Source organism: Streptomyces aurantiogriseus, assembly GCF_014649375.1.
GTDB classification, from domain to species: Bacteria; Actinomycetota; Actinomycetes; order Streptomycetales; family Streptomycetaceae; genus Streptomyces; species Streptomyces aurantiogriseus.
On sequence record NZ_BMSX01000037.1, the window covers coordinates 1 to 18,515 of the forward strand.

Sequence of the window (18,515 nt, forward strand, 5' to 3'; positions counted from 1 at the left end):
TCGGAGTTCACCGACACCTTGAGGGCGCCGGAGGCGACCTGCCCGGCGAGGGTGGACAGGGCGTCGACGGTCGGGTTGGACCGGCACCAACCTCGCCGAGGTACGCCTCCTGCGCTTCAACGGGCTGCCGCAATAGGACCGCTATGGGTCCGGCAACGGGGCAGCGAATTTCACAGCCGACGCGCCTCGTGCGGGCGGCCCGCAGCGCGAAGCTCGGCCCGCCCTCACCTGCGCGCGTGGCTTTAGGTTAGGACGTGAAGTCGCCGGCTTCCTCGAGGAAGCCGTATCCAACGACCTTCTGGCCCGCAAAGAACCCGTTGACGGCTGCGGTGGCTTCCACCCGCCCGGGGTATACCTCTTGTTCGCGGGCGCCGGTGACTTTCACCTCGAGCCGGGCGTGGAGCGAGGGGATGTTGACGATCACGCGGTTGGCATAGGTGTTGCCGGACACCGGACTCTTCCAGAAGCTGGAGGCTTCGCCGGCTACGGGCGTCACCGTGGCCAGCTCGTAGGAGCCGTCCGGGTGCTGCACGGTGGCCCAGGAGCTCTCGAAGGTGCTGTTCAGGTTGTCCCAGATCGCGACCTTGTCGCCATTGGAAAGGTTGAGGTTCATCCAGGTCCAACGCGCGGTCGGGGTGAACGTGACTGGGCCCCACTGCCGGTCGAGCCACGCTTCACCTGCGACCTTGGCCGTCTTGCCGTCGACGGTGAGCGTGCCGGCGGCGGACAGGTTGGGCAGCGCGTACTGGTAGTTCGTCGAGCCGAATATCTGGACCATGCCGTTACCGGCGTAGTTGAGGGCTGGTCCGTGGTTCGCGAGCTGCAGGCCGATCACGCCCCACGGCGTTGTGGCGTGGATGGTCATCTGCTGCGCGCTGCCGGACCATGTCAGGCCCGGTGTCTTGATGTCAAGCTTCGTAGTGCTCCAGGCGGCGCTGGGGATGGCAGCGGTGTACTTCTTGTACCAGCCACTTGTCTGGTCGGAGACAGAGACAGCCAGCTTCGACGAGCCGCTGGGGTCTTTCAGTATGGTCACCATGATCCCGTAGTCATGGCCGCCGCCCTTGACCCAGCTGGTGACGAAGATCGAGTCGTACCCTGCCGGCGACCCGGCGGGCCGGGCGGCGAGATCTGCGTCCGGGTCTACGAACGCCGGGATTCCGCTGTTGACAGGGGGCGACGCGGTGGCCGCGCCACCGGGCAGTGGTGCTGCCTGAGCAATCGGTAGAACTGTCGGGCTGAGCAGCGCCACTGCTGCGGCGGTAGCGCCGACGATGCCCTGCGACATGCGTTTGGTCCACTTCATGACGGGTTCTCCCTCAGGCTGACGGTCGGTCAGAAGCTCGGTGGTACTCGGTGATCACGCCGCCGAGGCGTCGGCGTCGGGGGCATCCATCGCGATCACGACGGCCGGGTTGTGGCTGGGGCAGCTGCTGCTGGCCTTGATGCGGGTCAGCTCCGGACTGGGAACGGTGCGGGTCAGCGGGGGCATCATCACGCCTGCGTTGTTGATCAGCAGGTCGAGGGTGGGTAGGTCGCGGCGGCGAAAGCGCGCACCGAGTCGAGGTCGGCGAGGTCGAGGTGGCGCAACTCCAGGCGGGCGCCGGGGACCTGCGCGCGGATCTGCCCGGCGGCGGCTGCGCCCTTGTCGAGGTTGCGCACCGCCATGGTGACGTGGGCGCCGTGTCGGGCGAGTTCGCGGGTGGTCTCCAGCCCGAGGCCGCTGTTCGCGCCGGTGACGACGGCAGTGCGGCCGGTCTGGTCGGGGATGTCGATGGCGCTCCACCGCGCCGGCGCGGAAATCGTGGTCACGGTCAGAGCATGACTTTGATGTCAGTTACTGTCAAGATGACATTGCATGACTGTGGTGGCGGGCACTGATATGCTCAGGGCTAGGGTGATCTACGAGAGGAAGTCCGGTGGCCGAAGTCCCGGCGAAACAGTGCACCAGCATGGCCGAGCGCAAGCGCCAGCTCGTCCGCGACGAGCTCTCCGAGGCCGCCGTGCAGCTCTTCGCCGAGCAGGGGTTCGAGGAGACCACCGTCGACCAGATCGCCGCCGCCGTCGGCGTCTCCTCCCGCACGTTCTTCCGCTACTTCAAGGTCAAGGAGGACGTCCTGGTCGAGTTCCTCGGCCACTTCGGCGAGCAACTCGTCGCCGAGCTGGCCGCCCGCCCCGCCGGCGAGCCACCGCTGACCGCCATGCGCCAGGCGCTGACCCCGCTCATCGGTCTGCACCTGGAGCATCCCGAGAAGACCCTCAGACTGACCAGGCTGCTGCTAAGCACCCCCACCGTGCGGGCCCGCTACCTCGACCACCAGGCCCGCTGGCGCGACGAACTCGCCGCCGTCCTCGCCACCCGCACCGGCGCCGGGCCCGACGACTTCCGCCCCGTGCTGACCGCCTCGATCGCCCTCGCCGCCTTCGCCGCCGCACAGGCACGGTGGGCCGACCTCGACGGGGCGCCGTCCTTTGTGGCGATGCTCGACGAGGCCTTCAACGCGGCCCGCGCCGCCGTACAGAACCCCTAGGTGGAGCTATGGAGCTGGGTCGTCGTTCTCCTGATGAACGCATCGGTGAGCTTGCGTGATTGGTCCACCAGCGCCAGCATGTCCCGCTCGTTCGCCGCCTCTCGGATCGCGTTGGTGACATCGACGATCTCAGCTGACAGTGCGACGAGGCCCGGGTCATCGGCGACGAGATGGACGCGGTACATCGCTGCCCTGGCGATCGGCTGGATCCGTCGCGTCTCCGCTCTTGCGGCGACGAACTCTTCACTGAGCGTTTTTCATCCTCGGTAGGTCGGGTTCTCGACGTGGTGCAGGACGAGGATGGCCTGCACGATCGGGGATCGCCCGGTGCGTGGCTGCAGCGCAGCCGGGTCAGGATCTTCCAGGTCTTGAGGGTGGCGTTGGCCCGTTCGCCGATGGCCCGGATCCGGGCGTGAGCGCGGTTGACCTTCTTCTGCCAGGCGGTGAGTTTCGGCCGGTAGCGGTGGCGTTTGAACGGGGTCCGGATGCTGCCGCGGGCGCCCTGGTAGGCCTTGTCGGCGAAGGTCATCACCTTTGCCGTGGTCAACGCGTCGATGACGCCGGCTACGGCGGCAACGGCGTGATGATCTACTGGCACGTCGAGCGGAAGAACGTCTGCATCTACTCCCAGCTCAAGAGCTGCTCGTCGTCCGAGGTGGCGGCAATGATCGGGGGCTTGCTGCGGCACTGCAGCGACGCCGAGATCGAGTCGAACTACGTCGACACCCACGGCGCCTCGGTCGTCGGGTTCGCCTTCATCGAACTGCTGAACTACCGCCTGCTGCCGAGGCTGAAGAACATCGGCAGCATCCGCCTGTACCGCCCGGACGACACCCCGCCCGGCTGGCCGGCGCTCGGCGCCTCGCTGACGAGGCAGAGCCGCTGGGAGCTGATCGAGCAGCAGTACGACCCGATGGTGAAGTACGCGACTGCGCTCCGGCTCGGAACGGCGGAGGCGGAGCAGGTGCTGCGGCGCTTCACCCGCGGCGGCCCCAAGCACCCCACCTACCAGGCACTCGAAGAACTCGGCCGGGCCGTGCGCACGATCTTTGCCTGCGACTATCTGGCCAGTCCCGGCCTGCGCCGCGAGATCCACGGCGGGCTCCAGGTTGTGGAGAACTGGAACAGCGCGAACACCGTGCTCCACTACGGCAAGGACGGCGCCCTGACCGGCCCCGACAAAGAGCACGCCGAGACGTCGATGCTCGCCCTGCACCTGCTCCAGTCCGCGCTCGTGCACCTCAACACCCTGCTGGTGCAGCAGGTCCTGGCCGAACCGGCGTGGGCATCGAAGCTGAGCGACGAGGACCGGCGCGGTCTGACCGCGCTGTACTGGTCGAACGTCAACCCGTACGCCACGTTCCGCCTCGACATGGACAAGCGCCTCGATCTGAGGTCGGCCATCGCCGCGCCCCGCCCTCGCACACCGACGCATCAGGCCGCCCGATCAACCTCGAAGTCACGCTGAGGGACTTCCAGGACCCGGCCGACTTGGGAACCATCGGCGAGCCACCCCCGGCTGATCGGAATGTCCGGGAGTGGCCAGGCGGCAGCCGCGTTCTGTTGCATGGCCGACGGTGTGCCTACTTGTCGGTTATGAATGGTGCGCGGCCGATCTGGGAGGAGTCGGTGAGCTGCTGGAGGAAGTACGCGGCGGCGTTGGCCCGAGAGAGGCGCAGTCCTCCCTTGTCGCCGACCTTGCGGACGTTGATGGAGGCGGTCTTCGGGCCGTTGGAGAGCCAGGGGATACGGACGATGGTCCACTTCAGTCCGGACTCGCGCACGATGTCGCCGATGGTCACGATGGTGTTGTACGCGTCCGGCGCGAACTTCTTGACGGCGGTGGCTGTGAGGCCGACCTTGAACTCCTTGCTGTCGGCCGGGTCGGGGATGCTGGGCGTGCCCAGCGCCACCAGCCGCTCGACGCCGTGTTCGTGCATGGCCGCGACGATGTGGCGGTAGCCGGTGACCAGCGGCGGGGCGTCGGCCTTTTTGGTGGTCGGACCGAGCGTGCTGAGGACGGCGTCGCTGCCGCGTACCGCCTCGGCGATGGCTGCGGCGTCGTCGAGCTGTCCCTGGACGGCGGTGAGCCGCTCGTGCGTGGGCAGTTTCGAGGGGGTGCGGGCGTAGGCGGTGACCTCGTGGTCCTCGGCCAGGGCCTGGTTGATCAGGAGCAGGCCGGTGGGGCCGGTTCCACCAAAGACGGTGACGCGCATGGGGTTCATTCCTTCGCAGCGTGGAGAGGTTGGTTCGGAGGCTCGGTGGTGTTGACCGCGTGACGTGCCAGTGCGGCGGTGCCGCCCGGGACCGCGGACGGCGTCGCGGACTCGGATGCCGTATCCGCCGTGGCGGTGGCGCGCCGGTGGCGCGGGATGAAGGAGGCCAGGGCGAAGGCGAGGAGGCCGGCGCCGACGCCGACGGCCATGACCGTCTTGAAGCCGTTCTCCGACGGCAGGGCGACGGAGCCGAAGTTCGTGGTCATCTGGGAGAGGATCACGGCGGCGACGGCACTGGCGAACGACGTACCGATGGCACGCATGAGGGTGTTGAGACTGTTCGCGGCACCCGTCTCGGATGCGGGCACGGCGCCCATGACCAGAGCCGGCAGGGCGCCGAAGGTGAAGCCGACGCCGGCGCCGATGATGCAGGACACCAGCACGAAGTGCCAAACCGCGTTCATGAGCACAATGTTCAGCCCGTAGCCTGCGGCCACGATGAGAGCGCCGATCATCAGGGTCGTCTTCGGGCCCCTGGCCCTGGTGACGCGGCCGGACACCGGAGCCGTGGCCATCATCACCAGGCCCATCGGCGCCATGACCAGGCCCGCGGTGAGCAGCGACTTGCCCAGACCGTAACCGGTCGCCGCGGGCAGCTGCAGGAACTGCGGCACGATCAGTATCGTCATGTACAGGCTGAACCCGACGGCGATCGAGGCGACGTTGGTGAACAGCACCTGGCGACGTGCGCTGGTGCGCAGGTCAACCAGCGGCTCCTTGACGCGCAGCTCGAACAGACCCCACAACAGCAGCACCACGACGGCCGCGGCGAACAGGCCGAGGGTGGTGCCGCTGGTCCAGCCCCAGCCGGCACCCTTGGAGACGGCGAGGAGCAGGCAGACCAGGCCGGCCGCCATGCCGATGGCTCCGACGAGGTCGAAGCGTCCGCCGGAACGCACCTTCGACTCCGGTACGAACACCAGCACCAGGACGGCGGCGAGGGCGCCTGCGGCGCCCGAGGCCCAGAACAGCGTGTGCCAGTCGAAGTTGTCCGCGATGGCCGCGGCGGCGGGCAGACCGAGGGCACCCCCCACGCCTTGAGATGCGCTCATCAACGCGGTGGCGGAGCCGAGTCGCTCCGGGGGCAGTTCGTCGCGCATGATGCTGATGCCGAGCGGGACGACGCCGGCGGCCAGCCCCTGCAGCGCCCGGCCGACGACCAGCGGGACCAGTGAGTCGCTGAGGGCGGCAGTGACCGAGCCCGCCACCAGCAGGACCAGGCTGACCAGGAGCATGCGGCGTTTGCCGATCATGTCTCCCAGTCGGCCCGTCACAGGGGTGGCCACGGCGGCCGCGAGCAGCGTGGCGGTGATGGCCCAGGAACTGTTGGACGGCGAGGCTCCCAGGAGCTTCGGAAGGTCCGGGACGATCGGGATCACCAGGGACTGCATCAGCGAGAACACGATCCCGCCGAAGGCCAGGGCCGCCACGACGGCATTGGCCCTCGGTGCTGTGGCCCTCCCATCGTCACCGGTCCGGGGAGAGGCGTGGGACATGGTCGAGCCTCCATGAGTACAAGAGGTAATAGGCGATAGAGGGGTGGTGCGATAGGGAAGCCTTGCGGCTTTCACGAACGATCCGGACGTGGTCCCGAGCACGCCGTGGCCTGGTTCGTTGCCGCGCATCCCGTCGACACCATGCACGAGGAGAGGTGCCAGGAGGCGCTCCACCTCCCCGCGCTCGGCGGGGTGGCTGCCGCCTTGCTCGCCGGTGAACTGGATCTGGCCGATGCCGTCGGGCACCCTGGCGCCGCAGGGTGGGATCGTGCTTTCTCAAGCGCCGGGAGCCGGACATCGGGGACCGCCGGGCATGCCGCTACGTCGAGAATGCCGAGCTCGCGGCGGATTCGGCTGGTCCATCGACCCGTACGGTGTACAGGTCCGTCGGTCAAAAGCCGGCGGGGGGAGCTGACTCCCGCCGTCGACTTCGAGGATCTTGCCGGTGACGTAGGCGCCCGCAGGTGAGACGAGGTAGAGAACCGTCGCGGCGATGTGCTCGGGGTCGCCCATGCGCCGCAGCGGGATCGCACTCTCCAGCTTTTCGATGATCTCGGGGGTGCTCGCACCGTCCAGCGCCGACGTCGCGATCGAGCCCGGCTCGATCGCGTTGACCCGGATCCGGGGTGCCAGAACCAGCGCGGCAAGGCGCGTGTAGTGGGAGAGCGCGGCCTTCGCGGTGCCGTAAGCGGCCCAGCCGCGTCCCGCGACGCGGCCGACGAGCGATGAGATGTTGACGATCGCCCCGCCCCCGGCTTCGAGCATGGAGGGCGCCGCCGCAGTGGGGTGTGCGCGCCCGACACGTTGAAACGGAAGGATTCCTCAAGGAAGTCGGTGGTGGTCTCCAGCAGTGGGCGCAGGTGGGTCCCGCCGACATTGTTGACGACGATGTCGAGTCGGCCGAAGACGTCCACCGCCGCGTGCGCCAGGTCTGCCGCCGCTTGTGGATCGCTGAGGTCCGCGGGCACGACGTGGGCCTTGCGGCCGGCCTTCGCCACCCGCGCGGCCACCTCGGTCAGATCCTCTTCCGTGCGCGAGGTGATGACCACGTCGGCGCCAGCTTCGGCGAGTGCCACCGCTGTCGCGGCGCCGATGCCCCGGCCGGACCCGGTTATCACGGCGACCTTGTCCTTGATCTGGAAAAGGTTGCTTGTCATGCCGGGACCGTAGCATCGCTCTCCCGCTAAGTGTTAGCCAACTTTCATTTATTTGACGATCAGGTCAGGGTGGAACGTGCGGCTCATGACGCCGGTCTGCGTGCCCGCGTAGCTGTTCCTCCGCTACGGCGATGTTCGCCACGCACTGTCGGATGACTGCTGGAGTGCACGCGGTCATGACGCCTGGAAGCGCGTACTACTGTGCAGTCATGGCGACGGACGGAGGGACCTTGAGGGCGGACGCTGCTCGTAACTACCAGCGGATCGTCGGTGTCGCGGTCACGGCGTTCGAGGAACTCGGGCCGGAGGTGACCCTTGAGGAGATCGCTCGGCGCGCGGATGTGAGTGTGATGACGGTCTACCGGCGTTTTCGCGCGCGCGACCAGTTGGTCCGGGCTGTCCTGGACTACGTCCTCACCACAGAGATCCAGCCCATCACAGTGGCACACACCGACGATCCTTGGCGAGATCTCGTCAACGTGCTGGAGGCCAGCATCGATGTGCTGGCTCGACGGCAGGTCATCCTCTCCATCGCCCGGGAGTCCGACGCGTTCGATGTCGAGGGCGTGCGCCACTACCTGTCCTCCCTTGAACGGTTGCTGCGCCGCGCCGTCGAAGCGGGAGTGGTGCGACCGGAACTGGAGGTTCGTGATCTGGCGGCGGTCATCGTCATGGTTCTGGCCACGGTGCGTCCAAGCGATCCCGATGGCACGGACCGCAGACGCAATCTCGCCTTGGTCGTCGAAGGGTTGCGCGTCTCGCCGACCACCCTGCCCCCATCATCTCGGCAGGCCCCTGGGTCTGCTGTCTGCGAGCAGTGACAGGGAGCCCAATTTCCGTGTGGGCACGGCAGGCGTTCGGCCTCCGCCGAGTGTCGCGGTGCGGACTTGCCTCGGCGCCCCTGGTGAGCTCACCTCGGCTCAATCGCCTTCGCGTCCCCAGAAACCGTATGTTGTGACGGATGTCCAGGCCGGGCGTAGAAGGACGCTGGTGTTCAAGGGAACGATGGGGATTGCCCCCATGGTGTGCGGCAGCCGGAACTCCTCGAAGACGACCTGTGCAACACGGCCCGCGCTGGTCGCTGCGATCGCCTACCGCACGCCGAATGAGGCACTCGTGGATCGCCTCACGGGGTGACGCGTCTGCGTCACGACACCGAGACGTCCCTCGGGCGGCGCTCGGCGGTCCACGCCGCCCGTCACGCCACTCCTGTGCTGGTACGCCCATCGGGTCTCGTGCTGCGAGGGGAAGGCCGCCGGGTCGGTTCCGCAGGTCTTCGAGCGCTTGCAGGCGGTGTTGGTGAGCTTCACGGCCGAGGGCAGTCACCTGTGCGCAGCGTCACGCGGTGCGCGGTCGCAGAGAACCGTCCTTCACCCAGTGCAGTCGCGATCACCATCGAGTCGGAGCATGGCGCGGTACAACTCGTCCTTGCTCAACGGCGGTTGGGGAAGCGGATGCGCCCGCTCGGCGCGGAATCCGTCGAGCAGCAGGTGCAGGAAGCGGCGCCAAGTCCCCGGTGCGACGTTCTGAGTGGCTTCGGTGACGCTGCCGTTGGCCCAGATCACGAAGGTGAGATCTTCGGGCGTGATGTCGGAGCGGAGCGTTCCCTGCTCCTGTGCGCGCTCCACGATGCGGACGGCGAGTTCATAGATGCGTGACTGCGCCCCCGCCAGACACGCCGTCTCCGGCAGCCGAATGGCAGCCAGGTCCTGGAATCCCCTGTCCCCGACCTGGAGTTCACACATCGTCTCGAGGAAGAGGCACAGCCCCTCCCACGCGTCGTCCATGGTGACGGCCTTCTCTGCGGCCTCCCGCCAGGCCTCGATCTTGTCGGCGAACACCGCCTGCACGAGGTGGAGGCGTGTGGGGAAATGGCGGTACAGCGTGCCGATGGCCAGGCCCGCTCGCTTGGCCACCTGCTCCAGCGAGGCTTCCATGCCCTGCTCGGCCAGACATGCGCGAGCCGCCGAGAGCAGGGCGTCCCGGTTGCGCTGCGCGTCACGCCGCAGAGGACGGCCCGTCGCGGCTTCACCGCGTGCTCGATGAGTGGACATACCTATGAGGATATCCAACGTGAGGCCGTCCTCATGTTTGCTGCTACGATGGGCAACATGAGGGGCTCCTCGACTTGTATGGTCGGGAGTGCATGTCGCCAGTCGCCGGACCAGCGCCCTCCCGCGCAGGTCCTGCCGGCGACGACGTCTCGCGACCGGCCCAGCCGTGGCCGGGAAAGAGTCGAAGGACCGCCGGCGTTTCTGTGGGCCCAGCGGATGGCGGCCTCCTCGAATCTGCCCCTGCGTGATCGAGCCTGGCCCACTCGCACCCTTCGAAGCTCTGCCCCAGCGACCTACTACCCAGCTCTGTTGACTTACCAGGAGACATGACCCATGACGAAGACTCTCGGAATCATCGGCGCCGGCGCGATCGGCGGCATTGTGGCCCGCCACGCCGTCGACGCCGGCCTGAATGTGGTCCTGAGCAACTCACGGGACCCGGAGACCCTCAGCGACCTCGTCACCGACCTCGGCTCCCGCGCCCGCGCGGCCACCCCGGCCGAGGCCGCCCGGGCCGGCGACCTGGTCGTGGCCACCATTCCACTGGTCGCCTACGACAAGCTGCCTGCCGCCGCCCTGGCGGGCAAGACCGTGATCGACACGATGAACTACTACCCCGAGCGCGACGGCCAGATCAGCGAGCTGGACTCCGGCGAGTTGACGTCCAGCGCCCTGGTGCAGCGCCACCTGGCCGACTCCCATGTGGTCAAGGCGTTCAACAACATTTCCTTCCGCTGCCTGCTCACCCTTGCCCGTCCCTCTGGGGCGCCCGATCGCAGTGCGCTGCCCATCGCCGGTGACGAGCCGAGCGCCAAGGCCGAGGTAACCGAACTGCTGGACACCCTCGGCTTCGACACGGTGGACATTGGCACTCTGACCGAGAGCTGGCGCAGCGAACCCAACACCCCGGTCTACGTGTACCCGTACTTCCCGGGTCTGCCGCCGTTCGGAACGGGTCAGGAAGAGGTCATGCGCTGGGTCCGCGAGACTTCCGGAGCCCCGGTGCCCGCACACAAGGTGAAGGAACTGACCGTCGGCGCAGTCCGGGGCCCGGTAGGCGGCCGTTTCTCCTACTAGAGGTGGTCTGCTCCGGCCGGACGCGAATGGTCCGTGACTGGTCCAGAAGCACCGGTCAGGAACGGGACAGCCGGCCGCCGTCCGGGAGTTGGACGAGCCAATCATGCGCCGTGGCCAGAACATCTCCTCGCGCTGGCCGCAGGGGTGCAGGTCGGCCGGCGCGTGCGGGGATTCCCATAACCAGCGCGGGCACCCCAACTCTCCTTGTCCCGCCCTCGACAAGGGTGGGCTCATCACCTCAGAAGCCAAGGAATGTCCTATGTCTGAGAACAAGGTCATTGCGGTCGTCGGCGCGACGGGCGCGCAGGGCGGCAGCCTCGTCGAGGCCATCCTGGAGCACCCCGGGAGCGGCCTGACGGTCCGCGCCCTGACCCGCAACCCCGACTCGGAGAAGGCGAAAGCCCTCGCCTCGCGTGGCATTGAGGTGGTTCGCGGCGACGCCGACGACCCGGGCAGTCTGGAGTCGGCATTCACGGGCGCTCACGGCGCGTTCCTGGTGACCAACTTCAACGAGCACGGCGATGCCGCCCGCGAGACCGCGCAGGCCAAGGCCATGGCAGACGCGGTCAAGAAGGCCGGCGTGCGGCACGCGGTCTGGTCGACTCTGGAGGACACCCGCGGGCTGATCGCCGACGACGACCCGCGCTTCGTCAAGCTCGAGGGCAGCCGTTACCTCTTGAACTCCGACTCCAAGGGCGAGGCGGACGGCTACTTTCGCGAGCTGGGCGTGCCCACCACGTTCATGCGCACCTGCTTCTTCTGGGAGAACCTGTTCGGCCCGATGTTCCTGCGGCGTGGTGACGACGGTGCGCTGCTGCTGACCATCGCCATCGGTGATGCCCTGCTGCCCGGCGTGTCGGTGAAGAACATCGGCCGGTTCGCCTTCGGCATCTTCACCCACCCGGAGTTCATCGGCCGCACCGTCGGTGTCGCCAACGCGCACCTCACCGGTGCGGACATGGCTGACACCCTCGCCCGTCTCCTGGGCGAGGAGGTCCGCTACGAGCCGTACACGCTGGACGCGCTGCGCGCCCTCGACATGCCCATGGCCGACAACTTCGCCAACCTGATGCAGTTTAAGCAGGCCTTCAACGCAGAGTACGTCGGCGCCCGCGACCTGGATGTGGTACGCGTCCTCAACCCGGAGGTCGAGACGTTCGAGCAGTGGGTGAGTGAGCACAAGGACCAGCTCAAGGCCCGCTGACAGGGCCGCCAGAAATGCCGCCCGCCCGGGTCCCGCCCTGTACCGGCGGGGACCGGGGTGGGTTCGGCACAGGCTCTTGCAGGGTGGCGTCATGACCTTGAGGCGTTGATGTCTACTCGGGCGGGGTGCCTTCTGCGGATACTGCAGGCCCTGCCTGCGAGGACGTCTTCGCGCCCGGCCCGGTCATGGGGGCCGCGTCTGCGCCACGTGCCCGGACTGGCGCCCACCCTGACCTCTCGAAGTACCGCCCAGGCAACTCAGCACCCCTCTCTTCAGACTTACCAGGAGACGTGATCCCGTGACGAAAACCCTTGGAATCATCGGCGCCGGCATGATCGGCAGCACGTTGGCCCGCCTCGCCGTCGACGCCGGCCTGAGCGTCGTCCTGAGCAACTCCCGGGACCCGGAGACCCTCAGCGACCTCGTCAGCGAACTCGGCTCCCGCGCCCGCGCGGCCACCCCGGCCGAGGCCGCCCAGGCCGGCGACCTGGTCGTGGCCACCATTCCACTGGTCGCCTACGACAAGCTGCCTGCCGCCGCCCTGGCGGGCAAGACCGTGATCGACACGATGAACTACTACCCCGACCGCGACGGCCACATCGCGGAGCTGGACTCCGACGAGTTGACCTCCAGCGCCCTGGTGCAGCGCCACCTGGCCGACTCCCATGTGGTCAAGGCGTGCAACAACATCTTCTTCCGCTCCCTGCTCACCCTCGCCCGCCCCGCCGACGCCCCCGATCGCAGCGCCCTGCCCATCGCAGGCGACGACCCGACCGCCAAGACCGATGCAGCCGAACTGCTGGACACCCTCGGCTACGACACGGTGGACATCGGAACCCTCGCCGACAGCTGGCGCAGCGAACCCAACACCCCGGTCTACGTGCAGCCATACCTCCAGGGCCGGCCGCCGGAGGGTGCCGGCCAGGAAGAGGTCATGAGCTGGTTCCTCGCGGTCGAGGCAGTCCCGGTCCCCGCACACCGGGTGAAGGAACTGACCGACGGCGCCGTCCGGGGCCCCGCGGGCGGCAAGTTCTCCTAGCGGCGGCCTGCACCGGCGGACGTGAATCGCCCATCGGCGTCTCTCACGTCCCGTCCACGGCCGCAGCAGCGGCAGTTCGCGCGGCGGATGACCGCAGGCCCGGCTACGGCTTCATTTTCGTGCCGCGTGAGTGGTGCCGGCCTTTCCTGGGAGAGCCGGCACCACTCAGGTCCCCTGCGCAGGGACGGGCGGCCGGCATCACCTACGCCGCCGGTACACCCGATCTCCCATCCCACCCCACCCGCAGCACTCTCCTGCCTGCGGCGGAAGAAGAGAGGCAGACGGACATGGCAAGAGGCATGCAAGTGGGCGACAAGGCGCCCGACCTCACCCTGCCGTCACAATCCGGTGCACCGGTCCGGCTGTACGACCGGCTCGGCGACGGGGTAGTCGTCCTGTACTTCTATCCCAAGGACGAAACCCGCGGCTGCACGGCAGAGGCGTGTGCTTTCCGGGACAGCCACGAGGTCTTCACCGACGCCGGAGCCGAGGTCATCGGCGTGAGTTCGGACTCGGTGCACAAGCATGCGGCCTTCGCCGCCCGGTACAACCTGCCCTTCACGCTGCTGAGCGACGAGGAGGGGCAGGTACGCAAGGACTACGGCGTGCCCAGCGTGTTGGGCATCATCCCGGGCCGGGTCACCTACGTCATCGACCGTCAGGGGTTGGTCCGGCATGTCTTCAACTCGCTGACCAACACGGACCAGCACGTCAACGAAGCGCTCGACGTGGTCCGCAACATCCAGACCGAGGACCCGGTCTGACGCCGCCGCGGTCCACGTCAGGCCGGGTGGACCGCTGTGCCACAGAGCAGGTTCTGTCCAACCCGTTTCCCCGACGACAACTCCGCCGTCCCACCCCCCGACTTCGCCAGTGGTGAAGCGGCGAAGCCCGGTTCGCCTCCCTGCTGACCGTGGGCACCCCCAGAAGGCAGCAGCCCCAGGAGGCGTCCGCGACGCGCTCCTGGCCGGTGGCAGACCCCGCGTTCGACCTCAGACAGGAACATGACTATGCAGAACGGTACGATGAGAGCGGCTCAGATCGACCGCTCCGGTGGGCCGGAAGTGCTGCAGATCCGCGATGTCCCCATGCCGACCCCGGCGCGCGGCCAGGTACTGGTCAAGGTGCACGCGGCCGGCGTCAATCCCATCGACACTCAGCTGCGACGACTCCGGCTGGGGTCCTTCCCCCGCGGGACCGGCGTGGACTACGCGGGAGAGGTGGCCGCGCTCGGCCCGGGGGTCGAGGGTCTGGAACCCGGGCAGCCGGTATGGGGCTTCCTGGGCATCCGCATGCGCAAGACCGGTGCCGTCGCCGAGTATCTCGTCGCGAAACCGGAGCAGATGGCGGCCGCGCCCACCACCATCGACCTCGTCTCGGCGGCAGCGCTGCCGGCCGTCGGCCTCACCGCTCTGCAGGTCCTGCGGGACGGGCTGCGGTTGCAGAGCGGCCAGCGACTGCTGGTGGTCGGCGCCAGCGGCGGAGTCGGCAGCGCCGCCGTCCAACTCGGCAAGGCCATGGGCGCGAGCGTCACAGCCGTCGCGAGTGCCCGCAATGCCGACTTCTGCCGTGAGCTCGGAGCCGACCAGGTCCTCGACTACGACTCGATCAAGCCCGGCGCCCTGACAGGGGAGTTCGACGCGCTCGTAGACTGCCACGGAGGCTCCGCGCGTCAGTACCACCGGATGGTGCGCAGGGGAGGCCGTGCCGTTACCACGACCATGAAGGGCCTGCCGTTCGCCCTGCTCTCCGTGCTGCTCCCCGGCCCTCGGATGCGTTTCATGTCGGAAAAGATGCGGCGCGACGACATGGAGGCCCTGGTCGGATATGTGGACCGCGGCGAACTGCGCCCGGTGGTCGAGCAGGTCTACCCGCTGAGCGCAGTCCATGACGCCCACCGCGCGGTCGAGACCGGCCACGCCCGAGGCAAGCGCGTAGTCGACCCAACTCAGTAGGTCGGCCCTGCTCACCTCGTCAAAGAGTCGTTCTTTGAAGGGCGGGGTCCCTGAAACGCCGACGCCGTCGGTCGCGGGCGCTGTCCCGGCGGTGGTCCGGTACACCGCAGCCACCGAGGGTTCGCACACCCAGATCTCCTCGGCAGTGCCGGCCGGGGCGGGCACTCCGGCCCCGGCCATGACCGTCAACGACCGGGAATCTGGAGGGAGTCGCGAGCTCGCCTGACGTTCATTGGCGCGGGCAGTCAAGGTGGCTTACATCCGATGTATTGGGGGAGCTCCTCGCTGACTTTTAATGTTTCCGGGTTAGGTCGCCGCGCGGGCAGTTCTTTCCTCATCACGCCATAGTGGCCTGCCGAGTTGCCTTACCTATTTCGCGTGAGTTGGTGCTGCAGCCCTCTAGACATCCGATCTATGCCGCGGCAAAGATGACGTGCCTCTCGGAGGACTCGAAGAGGTTGCACTTCCCCTCGTGTCGAACATCCATGGCTGGGAGATCTTGCCGTGACCCATGCATCTCACCCGCAGCGACGAAGCGTCCTGAAGCTCGGGGGCGCCCTCGCCCTCGCACCCCTGATCACTCAGCTGGCCGGCGGCACCCCTGCGGGGCCGGCCTTCGCCGCCACTTCCGCCGCGTCGGCGGCCGTCCGGTGGCCGACCCTGTCGCGCAAGGCGTTGAAGTACTCGGTCCCCGCCCTGGACTGGCAGTCGCAGGCGCTGCCGATCGGCAACGGTCGTCTCGGTGCCATGTTGTTCGCCGACCCGGACGAGGAGCGCATCCAGTTCAACGAGCAGAGTCTGTGGGGCGGGGTCAACAACTACGACAACGCGCTCGCGGGCAAGCCCGACAGCGCGTTCGACACCGGCATGACCGGCTTCGGCTCGTACCGGAACTTCGGCGACGTCGTCGTCACCTTCGCCGACCGTGCGAAGGTCACGGCTCCCGGGGGGCCGTACCGCACGTCCTCGTCGGAGGGCGTGGAGAAGTCGTACGACGGGAACGCGAGCACCAAGTGGTGCATCGAGGGGCCCGGTTCGAGGGTGCGGTGGCAGGTCGAGCTCCCCGAGCCCGTCGAGGTCCCTTCCTACCGTCTGACGAGTGCGAACGATGTGCCGCAGCGCGACCCGCAGGAGTGGACGCTGTCCGGTTCCGCTGACGGATCCGCCTGGACCACGCTGGACAGCCGCACTTTGGCGGCGCCCTTCGAGAGCCGTTTCCAGACGAAGGAGTTCACCTGCGCCACGAGCGGGTCGTACCGCTTCTACCGGTTCGACTTCATCCCTAAGGCAGGCGTCAGCCACTTCCAGGTGGCCGAGATCGGTCTGTCCGGCGTCGACCTCGGCGGCGCCGCGCTGTACCTGTCGTCGCCGAGCGGGCACTCCGAGGGATCGGGTGCCGGGGCCGGGGCCATGGACATCTCGTGTTCGGTGGACCGCGATCCCGCCACGGTCTGGCGGGTCGACGACGCCGCACCGGCGGTCGTCTGGCAGGCCGACCTGCCCCGCGCGGTCGCCATCACCTCGTACACGCTGACGGCGGCCCCGGACCGTCCGCAGGACGACCCCCGACGCTGGGCGCTGGAGGCGTCTCAGGACGGGCGGGCCTGGGTGACCCTCGACACGCAGAACCCCGGCGCGCCCTTCGCCGACCGCGGTGAGACCCGGGCGTTCCGGATCACCAACAGCACCGCCTACCGCACCTACCGGCTCACCTTCACCCCCGGCGAGTCGTCCACCGGCTTTCAGATCGCCGAAGTCGCCCTGGAAGGCAGGGGTTTCGACACGCGCACACTGCGCACGTTCGTCGACTACCAGCGCGCACTGGACTTCGTCGACGGTGTCCATGTCACCCGCTTCGGCGCGCCGGGGCGGCGCGTCCTGCGGGAGGCCTTCGCCAGCCGGTCGGCGGACGTCATGGTCTTCCAGTACAGGTCGGAAAGGGACCGGGGGCTTTCCGGGGCGATCTCTCTGACGTCCGCGCAGCAAGGCGCCCCGACGACCGTCGACGCCGCTGCCCGGCGGATCGCCTTCGGCGGAGTCATGGGCAACGGTCTCAAGCACGCGTGCACCGTCCAGGTCGTGGACACCGACGGCGACGTCCGCGCCGACGGGTCGATGCTCCGGTTCAGCGGCTGCACAAGCCTGACCCTGCTGCTCGATGCCCGCACCGACTACAGGCTCGACGCCGCAGCCGGATGGCGCGGAGCCGATCCCGAACCGGTCATCGCCCGGGCGCTCGACAAGGCTGCGGCCCGGTCCTACGCCGAGCTGCGCGAGGAGCACACCGCCGAGATACGTGCGCTCATGAACCGTGTCTCCGTCGACTGGGGAACCTCCGACGACGCCGTCGTCGCCCTGCCGACCAATGCCCGGCTGGCGCGTTACGCGTCGGGCGGCGAGGACCCGACCCTCGAGCAGGCGATGTTCGACTACGGCCGATACCTGCTGATCAGTTCCTCGCGTCCGAAGGGTCTGCCCGCCAACCTCCAGGGCCTGTGGAACGACAGCAACTCACCGGCCTGGGCCTCCGACTACCACACCAACATCAACGTCCAGATGAACTACTGGGGGGCCGAGACGACGAACCTGCCGGAGTCCCACGAAGCACTCATCGAGTTCATCAGACAGGTGGCGGTGCCCAGCCGCGTGGCGACCCGCAACGCCTTCGGAAAGGACACACGAGGCTGGACCGCCCGCACCAGCCAGAGCATCTTCGGTGGCAATGCCTGGGAGTGGAACACCGTCGCGAGCGCCTGGTACGCGCAGCACCTCTACGAGCACTGGGCGTTCACCCAGGACATGAAGTACCTCCGTACTGTCGCCTACCCGATGATCAAGGAGATCTGCGAGTTCTGGGAGGACCACCTCAAGGAGCGCGAGGACGGACTGCTCGTCGCGCCGAACGGCTGGTCCCCCGAGCACGGGCCGCGCGAGGACGGCGTCATGTACGACCAGCAGATCATCTGGGACCTCTTCCAGAACTACCTTGACTGCGAGGCCGCGCTGGAGGCCGATCCCGACTACCGGGCGAAGGTCACGGACATGCAGGCACGCCTCGCGCCGAACAAGATCGGCCGGTGGGGGCAACTGCAGGAGTGGCAGGAGGACATCGACAGCCCCACCGACATCCACCGCCACACCTCACACCTTTTCGCGGTCTACCCGGGCCGCCAGATCACCCCGAGGACACCCGACTTCGCGGCCGCCGCCCTCGTCTCGCTCAAGGCGAGGTGCGGCGAGAAGGAAGGCGTCCCGTTCACGGCCGCGACGGTGTCGGGCGACAGCCGCCGCTCATGGACCTGGCCCTGGCGGGCGGCCCTGTTCGCCCGCCTCGGCGACGGACATCGCGCCCAGATCATGCTGCGCGGACTGCTGACCTACAACACGCTGCCCAACCTGTTCTGCAACCACCCGCCCTTCCAGATGGACGGCAACTTCGGCATCACGGGCGCCGTCGCGGAGATGCTCCTGCAGAGCCACGACGACGTCATACACCTGCTCCCCGCCCTGCCGGACGCCTGGAAGGCCAATGGTTCCTTCACCGGACTGCGCGCCCGCGGCGGCTACGAGATCAGCTGTGAATGGCGGGACGGGAAGGTCACGTCCTACAAGATCGTGGCCGACCGGGCACGAAACCAGGGGAACATCACCGTGCGGGTCAACGGCGCCGACAGGAAGGTGAAGCCGATCAAGCCCTGAAGGCGGCAAAGCGAAGACGGCGGCCGC

Annotated in this window: 15 protein-coding genes and 4 pseudogenes; 9 read left to right on the top strand and 10 right to left on the bottom strand. The window is 68.1% G+C overall.

Annotated features, from left to right (window positions below; translation table 11 throughout):
* Positions 1 to 247: 247 nt before the first annotated feature.
* From IE263_RS44260 to IE263_RS44265, 3 genes and pseudogenes are all read right to left on the bottom strand, one after another.
* Positions 248 to 1,306 (bottom strand): lipocalin-like domain-containing protein, encoded by a 1,059-nt coding sequence (locus IE263_RS44260; protein WP_189943810.1) that lies wholly within the window; start codon positions 1,304 to 1,306, stop codon positions 248 to 250.
* A gap of 54 nt (positions 1,307 to 1,360) precedes the next feature.
* Positions 1,361 to 1,498 carry a hypothetical protein gene (locus IE263_RS49230; protein WP_229911523.1) on the bottom strand — a complete coding sequence of 46 codons (138 nt, stop codon included), beginning with the start codon at positions 1,496 to 1,498 and terminating at the stop codon, positions 1,361 to 1,363.
* A pseudogene (locus IE263_RS44265) lies at positions 1,472 to 1,803 on the bottom strand (SDR family NAD(P)-dependent oxidoreductase); the annotation flags it as partial. The gene IE263_RS49230 and the pseudogene IE263_RS44265, both read right to left, overlap by 27 nt.
* A 149-nt stretch (positions 1,804 to 1,952) precedes the next feature.
* On the opposite strand from IE263_RS44265, the gene IE263_RS44270 reads away from it, so the two are divergent.
* Entirely contained in the window at positions 1,953 to 2,531 is a 579-nt protein-coding gene (locus IE263_RS44270; RefSeq protein ID WP_189943811.1) for an acyl-CoA-like ligand-binding transcription factor, read from the top strand.
* On the opposite strand, the pseudogene kilB reads toward IE263_RS44270, so the two are convergent.
* Positions 2,528 to 2,767: pseudogene (gene kilB / locus IE263_RS44275) on the bottom strand (plasmid transfer protein KilB); the annotation flags it as partial. The gene IE263_RS44270 and the pseudogene kilB sit on opposite strands and share 4 nt — an antisense overlap.
* Before the next feature lie 21 nt (positions 2,768 to 2,788).
* Positions 2,789 to 3,117: pseudogene (locus tag IE263_RS44280) on the bottom strand (transposase family protein); the annotation flags it as partial.
* On the opposite strand from IE263_RS44280, the gene IE263_RS44285 reads away from it, so the two are divergent.
* Entirely contained in the window at positions 3,115 to 3,999 is an 885-nt protein-coding gene (locus tag IE263_RS44285) for a Tn3 family transposase (protein WP_229911512.1), read from the top strand. The pseudogene IE263_RS44280 and the gene IE263_RS44285 overlap by 3 nt on opposite strands.
* Positions 4,000 to 4,114: 115 nt before the next feature.
* On the opposite strand, the gene IE263_RS44290 is transcribed toward IE263_RS44285, so the two are convergent.
* From IE263_RS44290 to IE263_RS50245, 4 genes and pseudogenes are all read right to left on the bottom strand, one after another.
* A complete protein-coding gene (locus IE263_RS44290) occupies positions 4,115 to 4,747 on the bottom strand; it encodes an NAD(P)-dependent oxidoreductase (protein WP_189943813.1) in 633 nt (210 codons plus the stop codon).
* 5 nt (positions 4,748 to 4,752) lie between these two features.
* Positions 4,753 to 6,303 (bottom strand): MFS transporter, encoded by a 1,551-nt coding sequence (locus IE263_RS44295; protein ID WP_189943814.1) that lies wholly within the window; start codon positions 6,301 to 6,303, stop codon positions 4,753 to 4,755.
* A gap of 276 nt (positions 6,304 to 6,579) precedes the next feature.
* Complete coding sequence (locus tag IE263_RS49660; RefSeq protein ID WP_268256141.1) at positions 6,580 to 7,122, bottom strand: SDR family oxidoreductase; 543 nt, start codon at positions 7,120 to 7,122, stop codon at positions 6,580 to 6,582.
* A 29-nt stretch (positions 7,123 to 7,151) separates the two neighbouring features.
* Positions 7,152 to 7,460 (bottom strand): annotated as a pseudogene (locus tag IE263_RS50245) (SDR family NAD(P)-dependent oxidoreductase); the annotation flags it as partial.
* Positions 7,461 to 7,669: 209 nt separating this feature from the next.
* Between IE263_RS50245 and IE263_RS44305 the strand changes: the two are divergent.
* Positions 7,670 to 8,281: a TetR/AcrR family transcriptional regulator gene (locus tag IE263_RS44305; RefSeq protein ID WP_229911513.1), complete on the top strand. Its 612-nt coding sequence runs from the start codon at positions 7,670 to 7,672 to the stop codon at positions 8,279 to 8,281.
* Positions 8,282 to 8,830: 549 nt separating this feature from the next.
* On the opposite strand, the gene IE263_RS44310 is transcribed toward IE263_RS44305, so the two are convergent.
* On the bottom strand, positions 8,831 to 9,514 hold the full coding sequence (locus tag IE263_RS44310) for a TetR/AcrR family transcriptional regulator (RefSeq protein WP_189943816.1): 684 nt from the start codon (positions 9,512 to 9,514) through the stop codon (positions 8,831 to 8,833).
* A gap of 333 nt (positions 9,515 to 9,847) precedes the next feature.
* On the opposite strand from IE263_RS44310, the gene IE263_RS44315 reads away from it, so the two are divergent.
* The 6 genes from IE263_RS44315 (at position 9,848) to IE263_RS44340 (ending at position 18,488) form a co-directional block, all read left to right on the top strand.
* On the top strand, positions 9,848 to 10,591 hold the full coding sequence (locus IE263_RS44315; RefSeq protein ID WP_189943817.1) for an NADPH-dependent F420 reductase: 744 nt from the start codon (positions 9,848 to 9,850) through the stop codon (positions 10,589 to 10,591).
* Between the two features lie 259 nt (positions 10,592 to 10,850).
* Positions 10,851 to 11,795, top strand: coding sequence for an NmrA/HSCARG family protein (locus IE263_RS44320; RefSeq protein WP_189943818.1), 945 nt, complete (start codon positions 10,851 to 10,853; stop codon positions 11,793 to 11,795).
* Between the two features lie 298 nt (positions 11,796 to 12,093).
* A complete protein-coding gene (locus IE263_RS44325) occupies positions 12,094 to 12,834 on the top strand; it encodes an NADPH-dependent F420 reductase (protein ID WP_189943819.1) in 741 nt (246 codons plus the stop codon).
* A 287-nt stretch (positions 12,835 to 13,121) separates the two neighbouring features.
* Complete coding sequence (locus tag IE263_RS44330) at positions 13,122 to 13,598, top strand: peroxiredoxin (protein WP_189943820.1); 477 nt, start codon at positions 13,122 to 13,124, stop codon at positions 13,596 to 13,598.
* 246 nt (positions 13,599 to 13,844) lie between these two features.
* Complete coding sequence (locus IE263_RS44335; RefSeq protein ID WP_229911514.1) at positions 13,845 to 14,789, top strand: NAD(P)-dependent alcohol dehydrogenase; 945 nt, start codon at positions 13,845 to 13,847, stop codon at positions 14,787 to 14,789.
* A gap of 504 nt (positions 14,790 to 15,293) precedes the next feature.
* The gene (locus tag IE263_RS44340) at positions 15,294 to 18,488 is read left to right on the top strand and encodes a glycosyl hydrolase family 95 catalytic domain-containing protein (protein ID WP_189943822.1); all 3,195 of its coding nucleotides are present in this window, start codon (positions 15,294 to 15,296) and stop codon (positions 18,486 to 18,488) included.
* Positions 18,489 to 18,515: the final 27 nt, after the last annotated feature.

What these genes read in the sequence shown, in the direction of transcription:
- IE263_RS44330 (WP_189943820.1), top strand. Translation starts at nt 13,122, where the DNA reads ATGGCAAGAGGCATGCAAGTGGGCGACAAGGCGCCCGACCTCACCCTG.
- IE263_RS44270 (WP_189943811.1), top strand. Translation starts at nt 1,953, where the DNA reads ATGGCCGAGCGCAAGCGCCAGCTCGTCCGCGACGAGCTCTCCGAGGCC.
- IE263_RS44320 (WP_189943818.1), top strand. Translation starts at nt 10,851, where the DNA reads ATGTCTGAGAACAAGGTCATTGCGGTCGTCGGCGCGACGGGCGCGCAG.
- IE263_RS44290 (WP_189943813.1), bottom strand. Translation starts at nt 4,747, where the DNA reads ATGCGCGTCACCGTCTTTGGTGGAACCGGCCCCACCGGCCTGCTCCTG.
- IE263_RS44260 (WP_189943810.1), bottom strand. Translation starts at nt 1,306, where the DNA reads ATGAAGTGGACCAAACGCATGTCGCAGGGCATCGTCGGCGCTACCGCC.
- IE263_RS44295 (WP_189943814.1), bottom strand. Translation starts at nt 6,303, where the DNA reads ATGTCCCACGCCTCTCCCCGGACCGGTGACGATGGGAGGGCCACAGCA.
- IE263_RS44310 (WP_189943816.1), bottom strand. Translation starts at nt 9,514, where the DNA reads ATGTCCACTCATCGAGCACGCGGTGAAGCCGCGACGGGCCGTCCTCTG.
- IE263_RS44315 (WP_189943817.1), top strand. Translation starts at nt 9,848, where the DNA reads ATGACGAAGACTCTCGGAATCATCGGCGCCGGCGCGATCGGCGGCATT.
- IE263_RS44285 (WP_229911512.1), top strand. Translation starts at nt 3,115, where the DNA reads ATGATCTACTGGCACGTCGAGCGGAAGAACGTCTGCATCTACTCCCAG.
- IE263_RS44305 (WP_229911513.1), top strand. Translation starts at nt 7,670, where the DNA reads ATGGCGACGGACGGAGGGACCTTGAGGGCGGACGCTGCTCGTAACTAC.
- IE263_RS44335 (WP_229911514.1), top strand. Translation starts at nt 13,845, where the DNA reads ATGCAGAACGGTACGATGAGAGCGGCTCAGATCGACCGCTCCGGTGGG.